The organism is Nocardia sp. NPDC004278, from assembly GCF_053602975.1.
The window spans coordinates 118,154-138,316 of the sequence record NZ_JBSGEQ010000001.1 but is presented as its reverse complement, the minus strand read 5'-3'; the positions used below and the strand labels follow the sequence as shown (position 1 = coordinate 138,316).

Genomic DNA, 20,163 nt, shown 5'->3' with positions numbered 1-20,163 from the left:
CCGGCAAGATATTCGCGTTCGCGGGCAGCGCAGTTGCGCACCGCATTATCGACGGTCAGAATTTCACCGTCGGCGATGTCGGTGTGCGATTCGAGCGTGCAGAGTGGACTTCGATGGCGGCCACAGCCAGCCTGCTCGGCACGGCCGAGACCTGGGTTCTGATCGGCAAAACCCTGGCCTGGACGCCCACCCGGTACCGAGATCGGCTGCGGCACAGCTAGATCCAGCTCGCGACCAGTCCGCGCCCGGAGAGCGCCTAGTTCGGTCGCATCCGGTTATTCCGCAACCGGATCGCCGGTCGGCGCCTGCCACCGGCGTGCGACGCCACGCATCAGCGCCGGGTAGACCAGCAGGTACCGGAACGGCAGGATTCCGGCCATATAAAGCTTCCCGAACACACCATTGGGCTTCACCAAAACAGCCATCTGGCCGCGGTAGCCACCGGTTTCGTCCGGTACCCAGCCGATATGCATCACCCCGTGCATGGTCCGGTTGGCGATCTCGGCCACCCATTCGCTGTCGGTACAGTAGACCGAGCGGAACGGCGCACCTTCGAATACCGGTCCGGGTGGCATATCGCGCAGATCCGCGGGCAGCCGATCATGCAGCGACGGCACCCGGGCCCCGATCCCGGTATCGTCTTTATCCCAGCCGAGTAGCGCACCGAGTTTCCAGCGGATCGCGAAGAGTGCGCGGTAGCTGACGGAGAATTCACTCGAATTCTTGCCCGAGGCTACTTGCCGCACCAGTCGCGGGAAGTCGTCGGGACCGCCCGGCGTCGGCAGTGCCCACACATCCTCGATCCGGAAATCGGGTGCGATGTCGTGGATCCGCCAAGGTCGGGAGGTGTGCGCGGATTCCGGGAGCCGCATTGCTCCGCCTCCATCTCTCTGGTCCATCGCGCGCTACCGGGCGGCGAGTTTGAAGATCTGGCGCGGACGGTGTTCGCGATCATCGAAGGTGACATCGACCTGCGCCGCCGCGACCGCGGCGAACGATGCCGCGAAGGCTTCCTCGGATTCCCACTGCCCCGTCGAAACCACCGCGTCGTCACCGTCGGCGCTGATCCAGCAGTCCACGGACCGGCATCCGGGCACCGATCGCATGGCCGCCGCGACCTTGTGCACGCGGGCCACGAAGTCGTCGAAATGTTCGGGTCGCGGGTAGTGGAAGGCGACGAATCCGACCGTCATCACGGTCCCCTCTCCTTGGCGAGGACACCATTGCCCTCGCAATTCGCTGATGTGCCAACGGCTTTCAAATATACGCTGCCGTATACTTCGATCCTAACCGGCGCTACGCCGGTGTCAACACCGTCAGCGATACTGAAGGTATGGTTGCCGTCACTCGCACCCCACGAAGCAGTTGGATCGAGCAGGGTCTGCTGGCGCTATCGAGCGGCGGTCCGGACGCCGTCCGCATCGAGAGCCTGGCGCAGGCGCTCGGCGTCACCAAGGGTGGCTTCTACGGACACTTCGCCGACCGCAACGCCCTGCTCGAGGAAATGCTCGATACCTGGGAACGCGAAAGCACCGATGAGGTTCGCGTTCAGGTCGAGCGGGAGGGCGGCGATCCGCAGACCAAGATCCGGCGGGCGGGCCTGCTCACCTTCTCCGACGAGCGCCTCCCGATCGACCTCGCCGTACGCGACTGGGCGCGCCGCGACCCAACGGTCGCCGAACGGCTGCGCCGAGTGGACAACCACCGGATGGAGTACGCGCGCGAGCTGTTCGGCGCGATCTGCTCGGATCCGGACGAAGTCGAGGCACGCGCCCTGCTCGCCTTCTGCCTGGCGGTCGGCAAACACTTCCTTGCGGCCGATCACCATGACCGCACCCGGCAGGACGTGGTCGTCCGCGCCGCCGACCTGCTGTTCGGGCGGACGCCGGACGAGCACTGAAACTACCTGCGGCGCAACAGAACTCCGCGAATGAATGCCGCCTGGCCGGAATGCTGGATATCGTCGTCGACGACGCTGATCAGCCGGACGCCCAGGGTGACCGGCGGATTCCAGCGGGTGTCGACAATGCGGGGCAGATCGGCGTCGGTCAGTCCGGAGACGTAGTCGATCGTCTGCGCGTGCACCGCGTCGTAGTAGCCCAACAGCAGCTCGGCCGAGATTCGGCCGAGTTCGGCGACCTCCGGGACGCCGTGGCCGTATCCGGTCACCGCATCACCGAAGGGCAGTTCGAACCGCTTGGCCCAGCCCGCCGCCGTCCACACCTGTTCGAATCCCGCGACATCGGCGATGTGATCATCCTGGACTCGCGTCAGATGCCAGATCAGCCAGGCAATGGAGTTGGCGTCCGGATCCATCCGAGCCGCCAATTCGTCCTGCCGCAGCCCGGCAACCGCGCCGTGCACATTCTCCTGGACCCGCCCGAATGCATCGACCAACAACTCCGCGCTCGTCATGACCACATGCAATCACACCGCGGTCGCCGATATTCCCCATTCGTCTTGGCGTGTCAGCCCAGCGGCAGCAGCAGATCGGCCGATTCGAGGTCGAGCAGGGCCCGCTTGGCGGGCAGGCCGCCCGCATAGCCGGTCAGCGCACCGTCGGCACCGAGAACACGGTGGCATGGGAGCAGGATCAGCAGGTGATTGCGCGCGAGTGCGCCACCAATTTTGCGGGCGTCGGCGGTGGTGCGGCCGAGTTGCCGGGTCAGGGCTCCGTAGGTGGTCGTCCGGCCGTAACCCGTGGTGGCCTCGAGCGTCAGCAATACCTCGCGGTCGAATTCGCTCATCGGTGTCAAATCCATTGCGACACTGAACCGTCGGCGTTCACCGATGACGTATTCGTCGATCTCACCTGCCGCCGCTTCGAGATGTTCACGCGCCGTGGGGTTTTCACCGGTCGGCTCAGCGGGTTGCATATCGGTGAATGCGACCCGCGACACACCGGCCGGATTCGCCTCGATCACCAGGTTGCCCAGGGACGAGCCGTACACCAGGCGTGCGGTGGAGGTATCGGACATGATGTTGCTCCTCGATGTCGAACTTTCACCGGGTAGACGCTCTCCGACGACGAAACGTGAGATCACGAGCCGGAGTTGGCTTTCCATACCGCATATGCGGCGGGGAGGCAGACAGCACAGGGACGGTAACCGGCAGCGATGGCGGTTGCTTCATCGGCGAAGAAGACGCGATGGGCGCGGTAGTGGCCGCGGGCCAGGGCGCGCAGGGCGGCGGGGCAGTCGAGGCGGCCGTAGAGTTTGCCGCGCCGATGGCCGCCGTATCGGCCCGGAGTGGGGCTCGGATACGGGCGGTCGTTGGCGTCGGTCAGGGTGTACATCTCATTCGGCGTCGTGCAGCACCAGGCCCAGCGTGTGGCGGTGGCCGCCGCGAATTCGGCTGACGCCGTGCCGGATCGGTGCGCGGGACCAGCCGCGGGCGGACGGGGTCGGCCGGTCTCGGGTGGTGAAGATGAGGGCGTGGCCCTGTTCCAGGATGGTGACGGTGGGTTTCGATTGGGCGCGGGGACGTTGTTCGACAAGGAGGAATTCGCCGCCGGTGTGATCGATGCCGGGGCGGTCCAGGCCGATGACGACCTGTAGCGGGAAGACGAGTTCGCCGTAGAGGTCGCGGTGCAGGGCGTTCCAGTCACCTTCGATGTAGCGCAACAGGATTGGTGTCGGCTTGGTCTGGCCCGCGGCATGGCAGGTAGCGAGCCAGTCCGCGAAACCGTCGGGCCATGGGGTCGGGTCGCCGAGCCGGTCGGCCCAGCTGCGGGCGATGGGCAGCAGGCGGCGGTAGAAGGCCGCGCGCAGGCGCATGATCGGTTCGGGGACCGGATCGGCGAAGTAGCGGTAGGTGCCCTGGCCGAAACGGTAGCGTGCCATATCGATCGTCGACCGGAAGCGGGCCGTATCGTCCCACATAGCGGTGAATTCGGCGCATTCGTCCGGAGTCAGCAGCGGGCCGGTCTGGGCACAGCCGTAGGCGTCGATCTCCTCGAGCAGCGTGCGCCATGGTTGGGCGTCGACTCGTTCCTCCAGTGCGGCAAGGATTTCCATCGGCTCTCCGTCACGCCGCTTCGAGGGTCAGCAGGATGTTCTTGGCGGCGATACCACCGACGTACTGGCCGATCGAACCGTCGCTGCGCACTACCCGATGACAGGGGATCACGACCGGCAGCGGATTGTGCGCACAGGCCGAGCCGACCGCGCGCACGGCGCGTGGATTGCCGACGGCCGCAGCGACATCGGCGTAGCTCGCCCGGTGCCCATAGCCGATATCGCTCAGCTGCTCGATCACCTGGCGGCGGAAACCGGCGGTCAGCCGCAAGTCCAGTGGCAGGTCGAATTGGGTTCTGGCACCGGCGAAATACTCGTCGATCTCGTGCGCCACGGCATCTAGGCGCGCGGGGGCGGCGAGGACCCGGGGGCTGATCCGCTGGGCGAGTGTGGCGAGCACGGTGTCGTGGTTCTCGTTGGGGTAGGCGACCCGTACCAGGCCCGCGGGAGTGGCCGCGAGCAGCAGGGTGCCAACGGGGGTATCCAGCGTGCGGTAGGCGATATCGAGCAGACCGGCGGCCTGCGCGTCGGCGGCCAGCCGCCGCTGCAGGTGGGACAGGATCTCGGTGGAATTCGCATTCAGGCCGTCGAAGAGGCCGTCCGGATCCCGGTCGATAGTGGCCATCATGTTCGATCCTTCGGGTAGAGCTTGCGTAGGGTTTTGAGCCCGTCCGCGGCGGCGCGGCGGGCGGCGTCGGTGGAATTTCCCAGTAGCTCGGCGATTTCGGCGTGCGGTAGTCCGGCCAGGTAGTGGTAGGCCACCGCTTGCCGCTGTTTGGGCGGCAGTGCCGCGAGCGCCTCCCACAGATCGGGGTCGTAACCGGCCGGGTCGGCGTTCGGAGCCGCGCGTTCGGGCAGGGATTCGGCAGGGACGGGCGCACGGGTCAGTGCGCGCCCCACATCGATCGCGCGCCGGTGCGCGATGGTGACCAGCCATGCCTCGATATTCGTGTTCGGGTCGAGGTCGGAGTAGGCGCGCAGGGCCGACAGAAAGGTCTCCGACCACGCGTCGGCCGCATCCGTCGGGCCGAGCACGGCCCGGCAGACACGCAACACCATCGGGCCGTATTCGGCCACCACTTCCTCGAACGGAGGCAATCTCACGCTGGGTAGACGCCCGGGACGGGCGAAACGTGAGATCCCCAGGTCACACTGTCCCTCCGCCAGGCGTATTCGTGTTCGCCGCGCACGAATTCGTCCCTGCGCGGCGCGACCAGCCGCGCGCCGGAGATCACTGTGACTCCGGGATCCGCGACAGCCCGCTGGCGCGCAGGACGCGGCGGTCGATGGCGGCGCGGATCGAATCGTCGGTGCCGATGATGCGCACGTGGCGGCGGGCACGGGTGATCGCCGTGTAGAGCAGTTCCCTGGTGAGCAGGGTGGATTCGGGTTCGGGCAGGACAACGGAGACGGTGTCGTACTGGCTGCCCTGACTGCGGTGGATGGTCATGGCGAAGACGGTGACCACGGCCGGAAATTGGGTGGGGTGCACCAGATATGGTTCGCTGCCGCGCTGCAGGGCCGCGCGCAGGGAGCCGTCGGGCATGCGCACGATCACACCGGTGTCGCCGTTGTAGATGCGGGCCTCGTGGTCATTGGCGGTGACCAGTAGGGGTTGGCCCGGATACCACGGGGCCTGGTGCGAGTCCGGTCCCGCACCCCCGGCGGCCGCCCATTCGGCCGCCATGCGGTCCCAGCGTTCGACGCCGAACCGGCCTTGACGGTGGGCGCACAGGAGGCGATGGGATTCCAGGGCGGTCAGCGCGGCCGCGGCGGCACCGTCGAGGGCGGCCGCGGTCACCTCGCGGGCGGCACGCACGACATCGGCGCGGACCGGCGCGGCGTCGTCCGAGGTACACAGCGACAGTTCTTCGCCACCCGCGCGCAGCAGTTCCAGCGCGGTATCGGCGTCACCCGCACGAACCGCCACCGCGAGTTCGGCGATCTTGCCGCCGAATCGGCGGCCGCGGGTCAGTCGGACAATACCGCCGCGCAGACGTGCGCGTTCGAGTCTGGTGAGTGCCTCCGGATTATCTCCGGCCGTAACCGATTCCGCACCGAGCACCTGTTCGAGGACCGGATTGGGTTCGCCCACAACGGGACCCGCGACCAGGTCGGCGAGCACCGCGCCCGCATCGACCGAGGCAAGCTGATCCGGATCACCGACCAGAACCAAGCGGGTGTCCGGGCGCAGCGCGGCCAGCAGGCTGCTCATCATGGTCAGCGACACCATGGAGGTTTCGTCGACGACGATCACGTCATAGGGCAACCGGTTGAATTCGTGGTAGCGGAACCGGGTCGCACGGCCGCGCTGCCAGCCGAGGAGCCGGTGCAGGGTGGCCGCGGTGAGTTCGGGCAGTCCGAGGGCTTCGGCCTGTTCGCGCACCGCCTCCTGCAGGCGCGCGGCGGCCTTCCCGGTGGGCGCGGCCATGGCGATGCGCAGCGTGGGCAGCTTCGGATGCGCCTTTTGGTGCGCGTCGAGCAGTGCCAGGATGCGGGCGATGGTGTGGGTTTTGCCGGTACCGGGACCGCCCGCCACCACCGTGGTCCAATGTGTGGCGGCGAGTGCCGCGGCGATGCGCTGACGGTCCGGGGCCGCGCCGACCGGGGCATCGAAAAGGCGATCGAGTTCGCGGCGCACGATGGCGGGATCCACCTTCGGGTGGTGTCCGGAACGTTCGGTGAGCACCCGGCGGATCGTCTGCTCCTGCTGGTAGTACCGGTCCAAATAGAGCAATGGACCCGCGTCCCGGGTGGCCTGCGCCTCGACCAGACGTAATGGCTGCAACGGACCGGCCGATCCGCCGCAGACCAATGGACTCACGCGCAGCGCCGCGACGACGGCATCGATATCTGGCCACGGCAGCGTCGCCGGGTCGATTCCCGCACCGGCATCCCAGGTTTCATCGGCATCGACGCCGATCTCGCGCATGCGGTGCAGTTCCAGGCACACCGAACCCGAGCGCACCGCCCGCACCGCGAGCGCCGCCGCGAACAGCACCTCTTCCGAGGTTTCCCGGCCCATACGCCCCAGGCGCAGTGCGACGTGTACGTCGGCCGCGGACAACACACCGGCCTCGTTGAACAGGCGCAACAGCCCGGTCCCCCGCTGGGCCAACTGAATCGAGGTCATCGGTCCTCCCCGGCGAGCAGATCGGACAATGCCACGATCAACGCGGCGGGTGGATTCCATTCGAAAACACCACGCCCCGCGGGGGTTTCGAGACCGATCATGCCGCGGACGAAGAGATAGCGGGCGCCGCCGAGGTGCCGTGCCGGTTCGTAGGTGGGCAGCCGCCAGCGCAGGTAGCGGTGCAGTGCCACCGCGTACAGGAGGGCCTGGAGGGGGTAATGGGAGCGCAGCATTTCGGCGGCCATGCGCTCGTGGGTGTAGTGCTCGACGGTGAGGTCGCCGGTGCCGAGACGGTTGGTCTTGTAGTCGACGATGACGAATCGTGGTTCGGCACCGGACTTTTCGGTGACACGCAGGACGGCATCGATACTGCCGGTCAGATAGCCGCGCAGTGGGGCGTCGTCCAGCGCCGCAAGTTGGTCGGCGTAGCCGGACAGGGCATCGTCGGCCGGAAGATGGATGCGCAGCAGTTCCGCGAGGCGGCGCAGGGTAACGGCGTGCGCACCCGCAATGTCGCCGCCCGCGAGCGGGAGTTCGAAGTCGAGTTCATTGAGCTTGTTCCGGTTGGAAATGTCTGCGAGACAACCGAATCCGAGTGGCGTATGTAGAACAGCGAGCAGGGCATTGCCGAGGACCATCGGATCGACCTCGGCCATCAGCTCTTCGGTCGCCTCCCGGCAGCGGGTGTGCACCTCGGTGGCGAGATCCGGTGCGTCCGTATCGATTCGCTCTAGCACGCCGTGTACGAGGGTGCCGAATTCCGCGCCGTAGGGCAGGGCGTTCATCAGTGACGCAGCCGCATCCGATACCACGGGTTCGGCGTCGACCAGGACCGGTGCGCCGGGCTCATCGGACGGGCCGCGTTCATCTTCGGGTTCGGCCTCCGGGATCGCTACGTCATGAGCGCCCGCGGTCAATGCCGAGTAGGAGGTGCGACGCCACTGCAGGTCCATGGTGCGGGCGAACTCGGCCGCGGCGAGTGCACCGGTTGGCAGTTCGGTGCGTACCCGGCGGATCTCGACCGCATCGGTGCCCTCGACGCCCGCCACCGAAATCGCCTCCGGCGCACTGGCGGCCCACGCCGAAAGCATGGATACCGCAACGGAATCCGCAGGCACCGCCGCCTTACTCGGCACCAGATCGCCGCCGTCCGGGCGGCCGAGGACCATCCGGTGCAGCGGCGCGTTGGCCGTGGTGATCGCCGGTGCCCACCAGGCGACGATCTGACACTTCGCGCGAGTGAGCGCGACGTACAGCAAACGCAGTTCCTCACCCGCCTCCTCGGTTTCGCTGCGCAGCTTGCGCTCGCCGTAGCCGGCGGCGTCCTGGCCGCCGACATCGAGGACACGGGCGCCGTCGTCGGTGTGGAACAGCAGGGTCTGCGGGTACGGATTCTTCGCGTTGTCCCAGGCGAAAGGCAGGTAGACGATAGGGAATTCGAGGCCCTTGCTGGCGTGCACGGTGGCGATCTGGACAGCCGCGGCATCACGGTCGAGCCGACGGCTGCGGTCGGTGACCGATCCCGAGGCCGGATCGCGCACCCGGTCGGCGAGCCAGCGGGTCAACGCGGTGAGGCCGAGCCCTTCGGTCAGCGCGACCTGGTCCAGCAGTTGGGCGATATGCCGAAGATCGGTCAGCTCCCGTTCGCCGTTCTCGATCGACAGCAGCCGCTGCGCCAGATTCGCTTCGGCGGAGATCTTTTCGAAGACGGCGGCGAATCCTGCGCGGGCGAACAGCCGGGCCGCTTCGCGCAGTTGCGCGCTGACGCGGCCGACCAGATCCGCACCGCCGCTATCGATTTCGGCGGCGGTGCGGCCGAGCAGCGGTGTGCAGGCGGCCAATCGCACGCGGTCGGAGCGATGCGGCTGTTCCAGGGCGCGCAAGAGCCAGAGCCAGTCCGTCGCGCTGCCGGTGCCGAATACGCTGGTGCCACCGGCCAGGACAGAGGCGACGCCGACCCGGTCCAAAGCCATACGCACCACATCGATTTGGGATCGCGTCCGCACCAGCACCGCGAGATCGCCGGGCCCGATCGGCCTCGGTCCGGCCTTCGCCTCGAAAAGCACATCGGATTCCAGCAGCCGCACGATATCCGCGGCGAGGTCGTCGGCGACCTTCGCGCGCATGCGCCCGACCGCCGGGAATCCCGACTTGTTCAGCGGGCCGGCCCCGGTGCGCGGCAGACACCGCATCCGCAGCGGCGTCGTCAGTTCCGCCGGGCCGGACAGTCGCGTCCAGCCACGTGTCGCCGCGACCGGGTAGACGGTGATCTCCTTGTGCCCCAACGCCGCACCGCCCTGCAGGTGATCCAGTGCAGCGAGCAGTCCCGCATCGCTGCGCCAGTTGTCGGTGAGCTCCTTGCGGGTGTCGGCGTGTGCGACGGCGTCGAGATAGCTGAGCACCTCCGCGCCGCGGAAGGCGTAGATGGCCTGCTTCGGGTCACCGACGAGAACCAGGGTCGAATGTCCGTGAAAGGCCAGCCGCAGGATGTCCCATTGCAGCGGATCGGTATCCTGGAATTCGTCGACCAGGGCGACCCGATACCGGTCGCGAATGCGACGGCACGCCCGCGGGCCGTGCACCGGATCGGCGAGCACATCGTGCAACAGCACCAGCAGATCATCGAAGTCGCGCAATCCGGCCAGGCGCTTGCGGCGCTCGGTCTCCGCCCGCACGGCGGCGGCGAAGGCAACCCGCTCCCCTGCCGGTCCCGCGCCCTCCGGCACCAGTACCGCGTGCCGATCCTGCACCGCCGCCAGCGCCAGCGTATGCGCCTCCTTCAGCGAAAACGGTGGCTCGGCACGGGCATACCGGTTCAGGTAGAGGTCGTCGGCGACCGTCCCGATCAGCTCATCGATCGTCTCGACCAGTCGGGACCTGGGATCGTGCTCTCCCGCCAACCCGAGCTCGTCGAGCATCCGCTGGCAGAAACTGTGCGTTGTCGCGATGGTTCCCGCATCGAAATCCGAAAGCGCCGTGAGCAATCGCCGCCTGCGCCGTCGCACCTCGTCCGAATCCGCCTGCGCGACAAGCCGAACCAATTCATCGCCATGCGCTCGCGCGGCCTCCGGATCCGCCAATGCCGCAGCCACCGCGACGAACCGATCCCGCGTCCGCTCCCGCAGCTCCTGCGTGGCCGCCCGACTGAACGTCACCAGCAGCAACTGCGAGATATCGATCCCGATCTCGGCCACATACCGCACCGCCAATCCGACGATCGCATGCGTCTTACCGGTCCCCGCACTCGCCTCGAGTACGGTCGTGCCCGTCGGCAACGGTCCGTTCGGGTCGAATCGGTCGGTATCCAATGGCGGCGCGGCGAACGCGGTGTCTTCAATGGTCATGCCCGACCGGCTTTCACCGATCGCGAAGCGGCGCATGCGACGCTCGCAATGCTCATGCACACCATCCACTTCCGATACCAATTGACTATTCCACCGTCCACCCGAAACCGGCCATCATGCGGTAGGCGCGCCGGACCATTGAGCCGTGATTGCGGACCAGGCGCACGGCGAATCCCCGCGATACCACTCACGGCTGTCCCTGGCTCTCGGCAGCGAGCAGGGGTGCCCACATGCGGCGAGCCAAAGAGCCGAAGCGGGTGGTTTCGCCGGGTTCACCCGCCGGGGCGGGGCTTGCCATGAGATGTTCCAGGCGCGGGGCTCGGCCCCAGATGTAGCGAAGATGGCGGTCGGTGTGATCGCCGAACGGGCCGGGGCCATTGGGGCCGCCGTTGAACTCGCGTTCGGCGGCGGCGATGGCCTCCTCGGCGTTCGAGCCGCGGAAGCGACGTTCGGCGTAGACGGCGGTGGCGGAGGGCGCGATCGGCAGCGCTTCGGTCAGGCCCGCGTGACGCAATCGGACCAATTCACGCAGAGTCGCCAGTGCGGCAGGCGGTTCCGGGGCAGTCAGCTCGGAACGCCATGCGGGACGGCCGAATTGGCCACGTCCGGTGGTGACGGCGCGCCAACTGCGGTCCTCGGTGACGGCCAGGGCGAGCAGCGAAACCCACGCGGCAATGCGGTGTTTCGGAGCCAGCCGGGAGAATGTCGTGCGAACCAGCGATTCTCCACGCACCTCGGGCACCGTGCCGGTGAGTCGGCGGCCATGGCCCAGATCCACCGCAATATCGACTGCACGCGACGCACCCTCGTACTCGGGCAGCGCCGCGCGGACCAACTTGTCCACCGTGGATTCCACCTCGTCGAGGACTGCGCCGCCGAATCCGAACGGCGGCAATGTTCCGCGCCGCCATTCCGCCGCACGCAGGGTCGACGGGTCCGCACCTGTCAGCCGCGCGGCCAGCAGTCGTTCGCCGAGTTCCCATTTCGCGAGGCCGTCGAGTTCGATGGGCAGCCGGTCGGCAATGTCCTCTTCGTGTTCGGGTACGCGCAGACCGAGGCGCTGCCAGAGGAACGCACGCACCGGATGCTCGACGAACGAAATCAGATCGGCCAGTGCGATATCGGTGAGTTCAGGTGCGGGTAGCGGCGCGGGTAGGAATGCGGGCCGCGGCTGTGCGGGCTGTCCGGCCGCCTCGGCACCGGCGAGTGCGACCGTGTCGAAGCTGAAGGGGCGCTCGGCGCGGAAATTGCGACGGTCGAAGCCCTGCAATGGGTGTCGGGTCACCACCGCGTCCATCCGGTCCGCGCCGACGTGTGCACGCAGCACGTCCAGCAGTTCGGCGACCGGGATCGCGGGCGGACGGTGCGCGCCGGTCACCGGGTCGGCGCCGGTGTGGAAGATCAGCAGTCGCTCGGTGGCCGCGAGCACCGCGTCCAGCAGGAGCTGGCGGTCCTCGCTGCGCGCATCCCGTTCGCCGAGGAGCGGATTGCGCGCGAGCACGTCATCGCCGTCGACGCCGCTGGTGCGCGGGAAGACCTCGTCGTCGAGCCCGAGCAGCACCACCACCCGATGTGGCACCGAACGCATCGGCACCATCGTGCACACGGTCAGCTCACCGGTACGGAAATTGGCTCTGGTCGGCCGCGCCGCGAGTCGACTCGACAGCAGCACACCGATATCGGCCAGCCGCAATGGCACATCGCCCGCATGGTCGGTCGCCGCGGCCAGCTCGCGGCGGGCCTCGGTGCGCACCCATGCCTGACTATCGGGCACATCGGTGAGCAGATCGAGGCAGCGGCCGAGGACCTGCGCCCATTCGTGGGCCGGACGCGGCCCGCGCAGATCCCGCAGGCACACCGCGAGTCGGTCGATGAGTTCCGCGAACCGACCGGCCAGATCGACATCATTGCTGTCCACATCGTCCAACGGCAGCGCGAGATCCAGCCAGTCGTCGGCGGATTCGTCCGCGGTCACCCCGAGCAGGATTCGATCCACCGCGCTGTTCAGCGTGTTCTGCGCGAAGTCTGCCAGCCCGAACGCCTGCCGCTGCCGCTGTCCGATCCCCCAGCGCGCGCCGGATTCGGCCGCCCATTCGCGCAAACGCTCGATATCATCGTCATCGAAACCGCAACGGCGCCGGACGGTTTCGGACGCCGCCAGATCCAGGACCTGGGTAACCGTCACCCGCCCATCGGCGAGCTCGAGCAGCACCGCGATCACCGCGAGCATCGGATTGGTCACCCCGCGCCCACGATCGGCGAGCCGTACCCGCAGCAGATGCGCCGGATGTGCCGAATCCCCCACCGCCTCAACAGATCCCACCTGCTTCTGCCCGAATGCCGCCCGCACCAGCGGCGCGTAGGCCTCGACCTCAGGACACATGATCAGCACATCCCGCGGTTCCAGCGTGTCATCGGCGGCGAACAATCCGAGCAGGCACTCCCGCAATACCTCCACCTGCCGCGCCGGACCATGGCAGGAATGCACCTGGACGGTCGTGTCATCGAAGGTCGCGGGTACCGGCGGCCACACATCGTCCCGAATGCCGGATTGCAGCGCAGTCAGCCGCGTTCGATCCGAATCTGCCTGCCCGCCAATGGATGTCGAGCCGACGGCATGGTGCTGATCGCTGGCGCCGGCACCGATGAGCCGCTGCTGTAGCTCGCGCACATCCCGTCCGAGCCCCGCCAGCAGCGGATGCCGGAGTACCGTCGCGCTGACATCATCGCCCCGCGTGACCGCGGGCGCCAAGCCGCCCAACTCCGTCCACATCGCCGGACTCGGATGCGCGAGCCACAGATGCACCGCGCGCCGCTCGGCCAATGCCGACAACACCGCCAGTTGATCGGTCGGCAATCGCGTCACCCCGAACAGCGACAACCGCTCGGGCAGATCGACCGACTCCGGCTCGGCCCGCAACCGCGCACAGGCCGCGTCGAGCCGTTCGGCCGGACTCGGCACCCCGACCTCGGCCCGCAACCGCCGCCACAGCTGCGGTTGCCACAACAGATCATCCGGCACCGTCCGCCCGGCACCATCGGTGTCGGAACCGCTGGCCCATTCCATGATCAGCCCCGGTCGCTGCGCCGCATAGCTGTCGAACAGCGCCGCCAGATGCGCGGCGGTGGCGTACCGACGCCCGACGCGATGCCCGCCCGAATCCCCGGCGCCCAGATGCCGCGCGAGCACCGCGCTCCACGGTTCGGCCAGCGACGCGTCGATCACCCGCAGCAAAGTCCATACGAGCTGCTCCGTCGCCCACGGATCCGCCTCGGGCGCCACCCCACTCACCGCAGCGAGCACCTCGGCGACCAACGCACCGGGAGATGGGAATTCGATATTCGCGGCGACACCATCCGAACGCCCCGACACACCGAGTACGGTCGACAGCCGTTGCGTCAGCCAGCGCTCGACACCCTTGGCGGGCACCGCGACCACCTCGGCCGCGAAAGCGTCCGGCAACGGCTCGGCAAGCAGCTCGGCCAGTGCCTGCGCCAGCGCGTCGGCGCGCTCGGCACGATGAATGTGCAGCGGCATGTGCGCCCTCTCGTCGGTCGATCCGGTATGTCCGCGCTGCGCGTCAAGTCGCCTATCCGTACGCCTCGCCGCTCCCGCACGTTTATACGCCCAGCGACCAGCACGCAACCTTCCGGCCCCACTCCCGCGAGAGTGAAATAAGCCACACGCGAACGATTTACTTCGTCGTGTCACCTCGGAACGAGGCGCTCGATGTGCAACAGTGCTCAACCGGGGAGGAACGGGGATAGCTGCACGAAAGGCTGGTTCGCGTTCAATGATGGCGATGGTGATTCCCCTGGTTCCGAGAGGCGGGTTCACAGTCCGCCGCGTCGGTGACAGATGGGAGCTGGTCAACTCGCGCTCATATGGCCGGACCGTTGTGCTACACACCTGGCCACGTGACCAACATGCCGAGGCCTTCGCTCATTGCTACCGTCTCAACGGGCGCACCGTCGAGGAACTACACGCGGCCTTTCACTAGGCGCTCTGACGAAAGACACTGCGGTGCAAGCACGCAACCCGTGCTACCACAGCGTCGCGCAGAGCTCAAGACGTGCGTCCGGCCCGCCGATGTGCGATCGTGTTGCCTCGTGCGTCACGCCTCCGTCTCTGTTCTCGCCGCTGCGGCGATCCTGGTCCCCACTACCCCCGCGCTGATTCCGTCGGCCTTTGCCGCGCCTCTGGTGCATACGCAGGGCTGCCTGGCCGGTTTCGATTGCGATATGAGCAGCCGAATCGCCGCTGTCGATGCGTATCTGAAGAATCGGCCCGGTGTGACGGGTTACGTCGTCCGTGATCGGGTCAGCGGCGGGGTGTATGCGAACGAGAATGCGGAGAATGCGGTCTGGACCGCGTCCACCATCAAACTTGCCATCGCCGTTGACCTGCTCAACCGCGCACGGGCAGGTGTGATCGGACTCGGTCCCGACGACCGCGCGCTGATGGAATCCATGCTCGCCACGTCCAATGACCAAGCCGCCGACATCCTCTGGAACAAATACGCGGGCATCGATCGGATGGCCTATAACAATGCCTTCCGCGCCAATGGCATGGTGACGCTGGTTCCGCAGCCGACCAATACCGCGTTGTTCCCGGACTGGTCGTTCCAGAAGTGCACGCCCGCCGATCTGGATCGGCTGATGGATTCGGTCTTCAACCATATGCATCCCGACGACCGGAACTATCTGCTCGATCGCATGCGCGCGGTTGACAGCAACCAGCACTGGGGCCTCTGGGGTGCGGGCGCGGCAATGCGGCCGGGCCTGAAGAACGGCTGGTCGGAGGAACAGGGCGGCTGGGTGGTCAATTCGGTAGGCTTCGCAGGTCCCGGCGAGCGCTACACCCTGGCAATCATGAGTTCGCTCGGCGGCGATGGCGGCTACACCGAGGGTGCCGCCACCGACACCAAGGTCGCGGAACTGCTTTTCAGCGGACGCTGAGCTGATTCGAGCTACCCGCTCGCGAACGCAATAGCACGGGCGCACCATCCCGGGGGAACGGAATTGTCGTGAACCCCCACGGCATTCGGTAATCCTCCGGGAGTTCCCACTCATAATCGCGTACCAATGCCGCGATGATCGTCTTCACCTCGAGGGTTCCGAAGTGCATGCCGATGCACTTGTGCGCGCCCGCCCCGAACGGCACCCAGGCGAGTCGATGCGATTTGTCCTCGCGCCGCGCCTCGCCGAAGCGTTCGGGATCGAACACGTCCGGCCGGGTCCACAGCTCCGGCAGGAAGTGGTTGATGTGATAGGCGCAATCGACGGGCGTGCCAGCCGGAATGTAATGCCCGAGAATCTCGGTATCGCGCACCGCACGCCGCACGAAACCGGGTACCGGCGGCATCAACCGCAGACTCTCCTTGATGACCAGATCCAGGTCGTGCATGCGGTCCAAATCGGCGATCGTCGGTGCGGCACTACCGATTTCCGCATCGACGCGCAGCACTTCGGCCCGCACGCGGCGCTGCCATTCGGGATGTTTGCCGAGGTAATAGGCGACGGCGGTGGCGGTGGTCGTCGTGGTGTCGTGCGCGGCCATGATGAGGAAGATCATGTGGTTCACCACATCCGCGTCGCTGAATTCGGCGCCGTCCTCGGTGCGCGCATGACACAGCGCGGAGAAGAAATCCGCCGACTCGGTCCGGCGCTTCTGCGGCAGCATTTCGGTGAAGTACTGCTCGAGCACCCGCCGCCCGCGCAGCCCGGCGCGCCAGTTGCCACCGGGCACGGAATGTCGAATGATCGCGAGCCCGGCATGGGTGCAATCGATGAACGCGTCGATGAGTTTGCGGCGCTGCGTACCGACATCGACGGCCATGAAGGTCTCACTCGCAATTTCCAGCGTCAATTCCTTGATCGTCGGATAGAGCCGGACCGTGCCGCTCTGTTCCGACGCCCACCGGCCGATGGCCGCCCGCGCCACCGGCGTCAATGTCACCAGATGCGCTTCGAGCCGCTCTCGGGTGAAGGCCTGTTGCATGATCCGACGATGGAAAAGGTGCTCGTCGAATTCGAGCAGCAGTAGTCCGCGCCCGAAGAACGAGCCGATGAAGTAATCCCACCCTTGGCCGAAGTCGCGGCGGCGCTTGCCGAGCACCTCATCTATCGCCTCCGGACCACAGACCAGCACCCGATCCAATCCCAGCGAGGAATTGAGTGAAACCGGGCCGTATCGGCGATACCGGTCCATCATTTCCGCCGGACCCCAGCGCAGATAGTGCAGACCTCGCCCGAAATACGGCAATCCGGCATCGCCGCTCACCGCGGTCGCGGAACTGCCCCGTGGCGGTGTGGCCAGCACATGATGACGCTCGGGAACCCGGCGCAATAGTCGATCGATCACATGGTCGTCAGGAATGTCGATCAACGACGCATTCTCGGACATGATCTATGGTATTCGACAGCAGTGGTGCATCGCAGCACATCAACAACCGGGATCTCGCCGTGACGGCCAGCAGAGCGCCGACTACCGTAAGTCGGGTCAGTAACGTTCGAGGGGCCGCCACCCCAGGTTTGAGGAGCACCGACGATGAGCACTCAGTCTGTCGAGGAGAACCATCGCCACCGGGTGGTGGTGATCGGGTCGGGCTTCGGCGGCTTGTTCGGAACCAAGCACCTCAAGCGGGCCGACGTCGACATCACCCTGATCTCGAAGACCTCGACCCACCTGTTCCAGCCCCTGCTCTACCAGGTGGCCACGGGCATCCTGTCCGTTGGCGAGATCGCCCCCGCGACCCGGCTGGTGCTGCGCAAGCAGAAGAACGCGCAGGTCTTGCTCGGCGATGTCATCGATATCGACCTCGAGCAGCAGACGGTCACCTCGCAGCTGCTCAACCAGAACACCGTCACCTCTTTCGACAGCCTGATCGTGGCGACCGGCGCGCAGCAGTCCTACTTCGGTAACGACCAGTTCGCCACTTACGCCCCCGGCATGAAGACCATCGATGACGCGCTGGAGCTACGCGCGCGCATCCTGGGCGCATTCGAAGGGGCCGAACTGGCCGTCACCCAGGAGCTGCGGGACCGCCTGCTCACCTTCGTGGTGATCGGCGCCGGACCCACCGGTGTCGAATTGGCGGGGCAGATTGCCGAACTCGCCGATCGCACCCTGGAAGGCACCTTCCACAACATCGATCCGCGCGATGCGCGGGTGATCCTGCTCGAGGGCGCGGGCGCGGTACTCGGCCCGATGGGCCCGAAGCTGGGCGGTAAGGCAAAGCGTCGGCTGGAGAAGATGGGCGTGGAGATCCAGCTCAACGCCATGGTCACCAATGTCGACGCGCACGGTGTCACGGTGAAGGACGCCGACGGCACCGTGCGCCGCATCGAATCCTCGTGCAAGGTGTGGTCGGCCGGTGTGCAGGGCAGCCCGCTGGGCAAGATGCTGGCCGAGCAGTCCGACGGCACCGAGGTCGACCGCGCCGGTCGCGTCATCGTCGAACCCGATCTGACCGTCAAGGGCCATCCGAATGTCTTCGTGGTCGGCGACCTGATGTCGGTACCGAATGTGCCCGGTCAGGCGCAGGGCGCGATCCAGGGCGCGACCTATGCGGCCAAGCAGATCAAGGCCGGGCTGAACGGCCAAGCACCGCAGGATCGTAAGCCGTTCAAGTACTTCAACAAGGGCAGTATGGCGACGGTGTCGCGGTTCAGCGCCGTCTGCCAGATCGGCAAGCTGGAATTCGGCGGGTTCATCGCCTGGCTGGCCTGGCTGGCGCTGCACCTCTATTACCTGGTCGGCTACCGCAGCCGGATCATCACCGTCATCCAGTGGTTCGTAACCTTCCTCGGCCGCAGCCGCGGGCAGATGGCCGCCACCGAACAGTGGGTGTTCGCCCGACTCGCGGTGGAGGCGGTTCAGGCCGATCAACAGGAGGCCGACGAGCTCGCCGCCGCGCTCGGTGCACCGCCCGCGGAGAACGGAAAGGCCGCGCTCACCGATAAGGCGGCCAACCGCAAAGTGGGCTGATTCGCCCGAAACCGGCCTTTATCCGCCGAGGCATAAATCGCACCCATCCGAGCGCCCCTCCGGTCGGGTCGATCGACATTTCGCCGGGGTCGCCGCGGCGGCTGTCAGCGCGTTCAACGCACCCTCTCGGGTCGTAGGCGACTGACCGAACACCGGACCGGGGTGGAAACCTGACGACGCTGTCGGGTTCCCACCTCTTTTCATTCCCCCGCCCGAACCGCCGCTACACCCGTAGGGCTGCGAGCGGCCCGAAGCTGTGACCGACTACACATTTTCGAGTCGGCGAATCGGAAGTCAGCCGTTCGGGCCCAGCAGCACTCCGGTTCGTGTGGACAGGGTCCCACCGATGGCCAGCGGGAGGCGGGATGCGACCAAACCGGTCGTGTCCGCGGGCCGGTCGTCGGGGTAGACAAGTTCACTGTCCAATGCTCTTGGGGCGCCCAGGTTATCGTCTGTCGCACCGTCCGCGCCGAGTTCCAGCCGGTGCCGCAGCAGCGGCAGATCCCCGACGTCGGCAATGAGATCACCACACCAGCCGCCGTTATCCTCGCCGGTGCGGCCGATCTGCACCCGTTCGCGCAGCCGCAGCCGGGCGTCGGGCATCAGCCGCACCTCGGTGACGGCGTGATGGTGCGCGCCGCCCGCAACGATCGTCGGCTCCGGATCGAAATCCAGTGCGCCCGCGACATCGAAACGCCAGTGCGCCAATGACAGTGGCGTTGCCGCGCTGGGCAGTGCGATGGTGGCGGCGACCGAGCGCACGACCAACCGCGCGCCCACGCCGACCACGATCTCGATATCTAGCTCGTCGCCACCGAGCGGGGTCGCGGCGGTGCCGATCAGATGGACGGTATCGGGACCGGTGCGCCGAACCGCCAGCCCGCCGCTCGCGTGGATCTCGGGCAGCGTGCCGACGGCCGCGACAATGCGAACCTCAGTGCGCAACAGCGGATTCGGTGGCCGACCCATCCTGCTCGGCGATCGCGTGCAGTTGCTCGCGCACCCAGGCGAGCACGTCGGTGGCGGCCGGATCCTCGGTCAGCGAGATCATCGCGGTCCGGCGACCCTCGCGGACCTTCGCGGCATCGCGCTCCATCACACCGAGGTCGGCACCGACCAGCGGGGCGAGATCGGTCTTATTGATCACCAGCAGATCCGAGAAGGTCACACCGGGGCCGCCCTTGCGCGGCACCTTATCGCCGCCCGCCACATCGATGACGAAGATCTGCACATCGATCAGGCCGGAGGAAAAGGTGGCGGTGAGGTTATCGCCGCCGGATTCCACCAGGATCAGGTCCAGCGGCGGATTGGCCGCGATCAGATCGTCGATGGCGTCGAGGTTGGCGGTGATGTCGTCGCGGATGGCGGTGTGCGGGCAGCCACCGGTCTGGACGGCGGTGATCCGCTCGTCCGGTAGCACCGCGTTGCGGCGCAGGAAGTCGGCGTCCTCGGTGGTGTAGATGTCATTGGTCAGCACCGCGAGGGAGAGTTCATCGCGCAGCTGCCGGCACAGAGCGGCCACCAGGGCGGTCTTGCCCGAACCGACCGGTCCGCCGATGCCGATGCGCAGCGCCTCTCCGAGCGTGCGCGCACGCTTGGGGCGGTCATGGGAGTGCTGATGCGGCTCGCCGTCGATCAGATGGGGTGGCATATCGTGCTCCTTTCCGCCTTCATCCTTGC

General features: G+C 67.0%; 17 protein-coding genes. 3 read left to right on the top strand and 14 right to left on the bottom strand.

Going from position 1 to position 20,163, the window contains the following annotated elements:
• Positions 1-275: 275 nt before the first annotated feature.
• Together ACWEO2_RS00635 and ACWEO2_RS00630 are read right to left on the bottom strand one after the other, a co-directional pair.
• On the bottom strand, positions 276-872 hold the full coding sequence (locus ACWEO2_RS00635; protein WP_452403392.1) for a DUF2867 domain-containing protein: 597 nt from the start codon (positions 870-872) through the stop codon (positions 276-278).
• A gap of 33 nt (positions 873-905) precedes the next feature.
• Positions 906-1,193, bottom strand: a complete 288-nt coding sequence (locus tag ACWEO2_RS00630; RefSeq protein ID WP_452403391.1) for an antibiotic biosynthesis monooxygenase — start codon at positions 1,191-1,193, stop codon at positions 906-908.
• A gap of 140 nt (positions 1,194-1,333) precedes the next feature.
• On the opposite strand from ACWEO2_RS00630, the gene ACWEO2_RS00625 reads away from it, so the two are divergent.
• A complete protein-coding gene (locus tag ACWEO2_RS00625; RefSeq protein WP_452403390.1) occupies positions 1,334-1,900 on the top strand; it encodes a TetR/AcrR family transcriptional regulator in 567 nt (188 codons plus the stop codon).
• A gap of 2 nt (positions 1,901-1,902) precedes the next feature.
• On the opposite strand, the gene ACWEO2_RS00620 is transcribed toward ACWEO2_RS00625, so the two are convergent.
• The 9 genes from ACWEO2_RS00620 to recC form a co-directional block, all read right to left on the bottom strand.
• Positions 1,903-2,415 carry a mycothiol transferase gene (locus ACWEO2_RS00620; protein ID WP_452403389.1) on the bottom strand — a complete coding sequence of 171 codons (513 nt, stop codon included), beginning with the start codon at positions 2,413-2,415 and terminating at the stop codon, positions 1,903-1,905.
• 53 nt (positions 2,416-2,468) lie between these two features.
• On the bottom strand, positions 2,469-2,978 hold the full coding sequence (locus ACWEO2_RS00615) for a methylated-DNA--[protein]-cysteine S-methyltransferase (RefSeq protein ID WP_452403388.1): 510 nt from the start codon (positions 2,976-2,978) through the stop codon (positions 2,469-2,471).
• Positions 2,979-3,040: 62 nt separating this feature from the next.
• The gene (locus ACWEO2_RS00610) at positions 3,041-3,295 is read right to left on the bottom strand and encodes an Ada metal-binding domain-containing protein (RefSeq protein ID WP_452403387.1); all 255 of its coding nucleotides are present in this window, start codon (positions 3,293-3,295) and stop codon (positions 3,041-3,043) included.
• A gap of 1 nt (position 3,296) precedes the next feature.
• Positions 3,297-4,016, bottom strand: a complete 720-nt coding sequence (locus ACWEO2_RS00605; protein WP_452403386.1) for a 2OG-Fe(II) oxygenase — start codon at positions 4,014-4,016, stop codon at positions 3,297-3,299.
• A gap of 10 nt (positions 4,017-4,026) precedes the next feature.
• Positions 4,027-4,641 carry a methylated-DNA--[protein]-cysteine S-methyltransferase gene (locus ACWEO2_RS00600; protein ID WP_452403691.1) on the bottom strand — a complete coding sequence of 205 codons (615 nt, stop codon included), beginning with the start codon at positions 4,639-4,641 and terminating at the stop codon, positions 4,027-4,029.
• Positions 4,641-5,120, bottom strand: a complete 480-nt coding sequence (locus ACWEO2_RS00595; RefSeq protein ID WP_355178790.1) for an RNA polymerase sigma factor — start codon at positions 5,118-5,120, stop codon at positions 4,641-4,643. Before ACWEO2_RS00595 ends, ACWEO2_RS00600 begins: the two co-directional genes overlap by 1 nt.
• A gap of 127 nt (positions 5,121-5,247) precedes the next feature.
• Positions 5,248-7,149 (bottom strand): exodeoxyribonuclease V subunit alpha, encoded by a 1,902-nt coding sequence (gene recD / locus ACWEO2_RS00590; protein WP_452403385.1) that lies wholly within the window; start codon positions 7,147-7,149, stop codon positions 5,248-5,250.
• A complete protein-coding gene (locus ACWEO2_RS00585; RefSeq protein ID WP_452403384.1) occupies positions 7,146-10,493 on the bottom strand; it encodes a UvrD-helicase domain-containing protein in 3,348 nt (1,115 codons plus the stop codon). Before ACWEO2_RS00585 ends, recD begins: the two co-directional genes overlap by 4 nt.
• A gap of 187 nt (positions 10,494-10,680) precedes the next feature.
• A complete protein-coding gene (gene recC, locus ACWEO2_RS00580; protein ID WP_452403383.1) occupies positions 10,681-14,031 on the bottom strand; it encodes an exodeoxyribonuclease V subunit gamma in 3,351 nt (1,116 codons plus the stop codon).
• Between the two features lie 572 nt (positions 14,032-14,603).
• Here recC and ACWEO2_RS00575 point away from each other — a divergent pair.
• Positions 14,604-15,452 (top strand): tat pathway signal sequence, encoded by an 849-nt coding sequence (locus ACWEO2_RS00575; RefSeq protein WP_452403382.1) that lies wholly within the window; start codon positions 14,604-14,606, stop codon positions 15,450-15,452.
• Here ACWEO2_RS00575 and ACWEO2_RS00570 read toward each other — a convergent pair.
• The gene (locus ACWEO2_RS00570) at positions 15,439-16,899 is read right to left on the bottom strand and encodes a cytochrome P450 (RefSeq protein ID WP_452403381.1); all 1,461 of its coding nucleotides are present in this window, start codon (positions 16,897-16,899) and stop codon (positions 15,439-15,441) included. The genes ACWEO2_RS00575 and ACWEO2_RS00570 overlap by 14 nt on opposite strands.
• Before the next feature lie 144 nt (positions 16,900-17,043).
• Between ACWEO2_RS00570 and ACWEO2_RS00565 the strand changes: the two genes are divergently transcribed.
• Complete coding sequence (locus ACWEO2_RS00565; RefSeq protein WP_452403380.1) at positions 17,044-18,483, top strand: NAD(P)/FAD-dependent oxidoreductase; 1,440 nt, start codon at positions 17,044-17,046, stop codon at positions 18,481-18,483.
• A gap of 294 nt (positions 18,484-18,777) precedes the next feature.
• Here ACWEO2_RS00565 and ACWEO2_RS00560 read toward each other — a convergent pair whose 3' ends face one another.
• Positions 18,778-19,428 (bottom strand): urease accessory protein UreD, encoded by a 651-nt coding sequence (locus tag ACWEO2_RS00560; RefSeq protein ID WP_452403379.1) that lies wholly within the window; start codon positions 19,426-19,428, stop codon positions 18,778-18,780.
• On the bottom strand, positions 19,418-20,134 hold the full coding sequence (ureG, locus tag ACWEO2_RS00555; protein ID WP_452403378.1) for an urease accessory protein UreG: 717 nt from the start codon (positions 20,132-20,134) through the stop codon (positions 19,418-19,420). The genes ACWEO2_RS00560 and ureG overlap by 11 nt, the downstream gene beginning before the upstream one ends.
• Positions 20,135-20,163: the final 29 nt, after the last annotated feature.

What these genes read in the sequence shown, in the direction of transcription:
- ACWEO2_RS00635 (WP_452403392.1), bottom strand. Translation starts at nt 872, where the DNA reads ATGCGGCTCCCGGAATCCGCGCACACCTCCCGACCTTGGCGGATCCAC.
- ACWEO2_RS00630 (WP_452403391.1), bottom strand. Translation starts at nt 1,193, where the DNA reads ATGACGGTCGGATTCGTCGCCTTCCACTACCCGCGACCCGAACATTTC.
- ACWEO2_RS00625 (WP_452403390.1), top strand. Translation starts at nt 1,334, where the DNA reads ATGGTTGCCGTCACTCGCACCCCACGAAGCAGTTGGATCGAGCAGGGT.
- ACWEO2_RS00620 (WP_452403389.1), bottom strand. Translation starts at nt 2,415, where the DNA reads ATGACGAGCGCGGAGTTGTTGGTCGATGCATTCGGGCGGGTCCAGGAG.
- ACWEO2_RS00615 (WP_452403388.1), bottom strand. Translation starts at nt 2,978, where the DNA reads ATGTCCGATACCTCCACCGCACGCCTGGTGTACGGCTCGTCCCTGGGC.
- ACWEO2_RS00610 (WP_452403387.1), bottom strand. Translation starts at nt 3,295, where the DNA reads ATGTACACCCTGACCGACGCCAACGACCGCCCGTATCCGAGCCCCACT.
- ACWEO2_RS00605 (WP_452403386.1), bottom strand. Translation starts at nt 4,016, where the DNA reads ATGGAAATCCTTGCCGCACTGGAGGAACGAGTCGACGCCCAACCATGG.
- ACWEO2_RS00600 (WP_452403691.1), bottom strand. Translation starts at nt 4,641, where the DNA reads ATGGCCACTATCGACCGGGATCCGGACGGCCTCTTCGACGGCCTGAAT.
- recD (WP_452403385.1), bottom strand. Translation starts at nt 7,149, where the DNA reads ATGACCTCGATTCAGTTGGCCCAGCGGGGGACCGGGCTGTTGCGCCTG.
- ACWEO2_RS00585 (WP_452403384.1), bottom strand. Translation starts at nt 10,493, where the DNA reads ATGACCATTGAAGACACCGCGTTCGCCGCGCCGCCATTGGATACCGAC.
- recC (WP_452403383.1), bottom strand. Translation starts at nt 14,031, where the DNA reads ATGCCGCTGCACATTCATCGTGCCGAGCGCGCCGACGCGCTGGCGCAG.
- ACWEO2_RS00570 (WP_452403381.1), bottom strand. Translation starts at nt 16,899, where the DNA reads ATGTCCGAGAATGCGTCGTTGATCGACATTCCTGACGACCATGTGATC.
- ACWEO2_RS00565 (WP_452403380.1), top strand. Translation starts at nt 17,044, where the DNA reads ATGAGCACTCAGTCTGTCGAGGAGAACCATCGCCACCGGGTGGTGGTG.
- ureG (WP_452403378.1), bottom strand. Translation starts at nt 20,134, where the DNA reads ATGCCACCCCATCTGATCGACGGCGAGCCGCATCAGCACTCCCATGAC.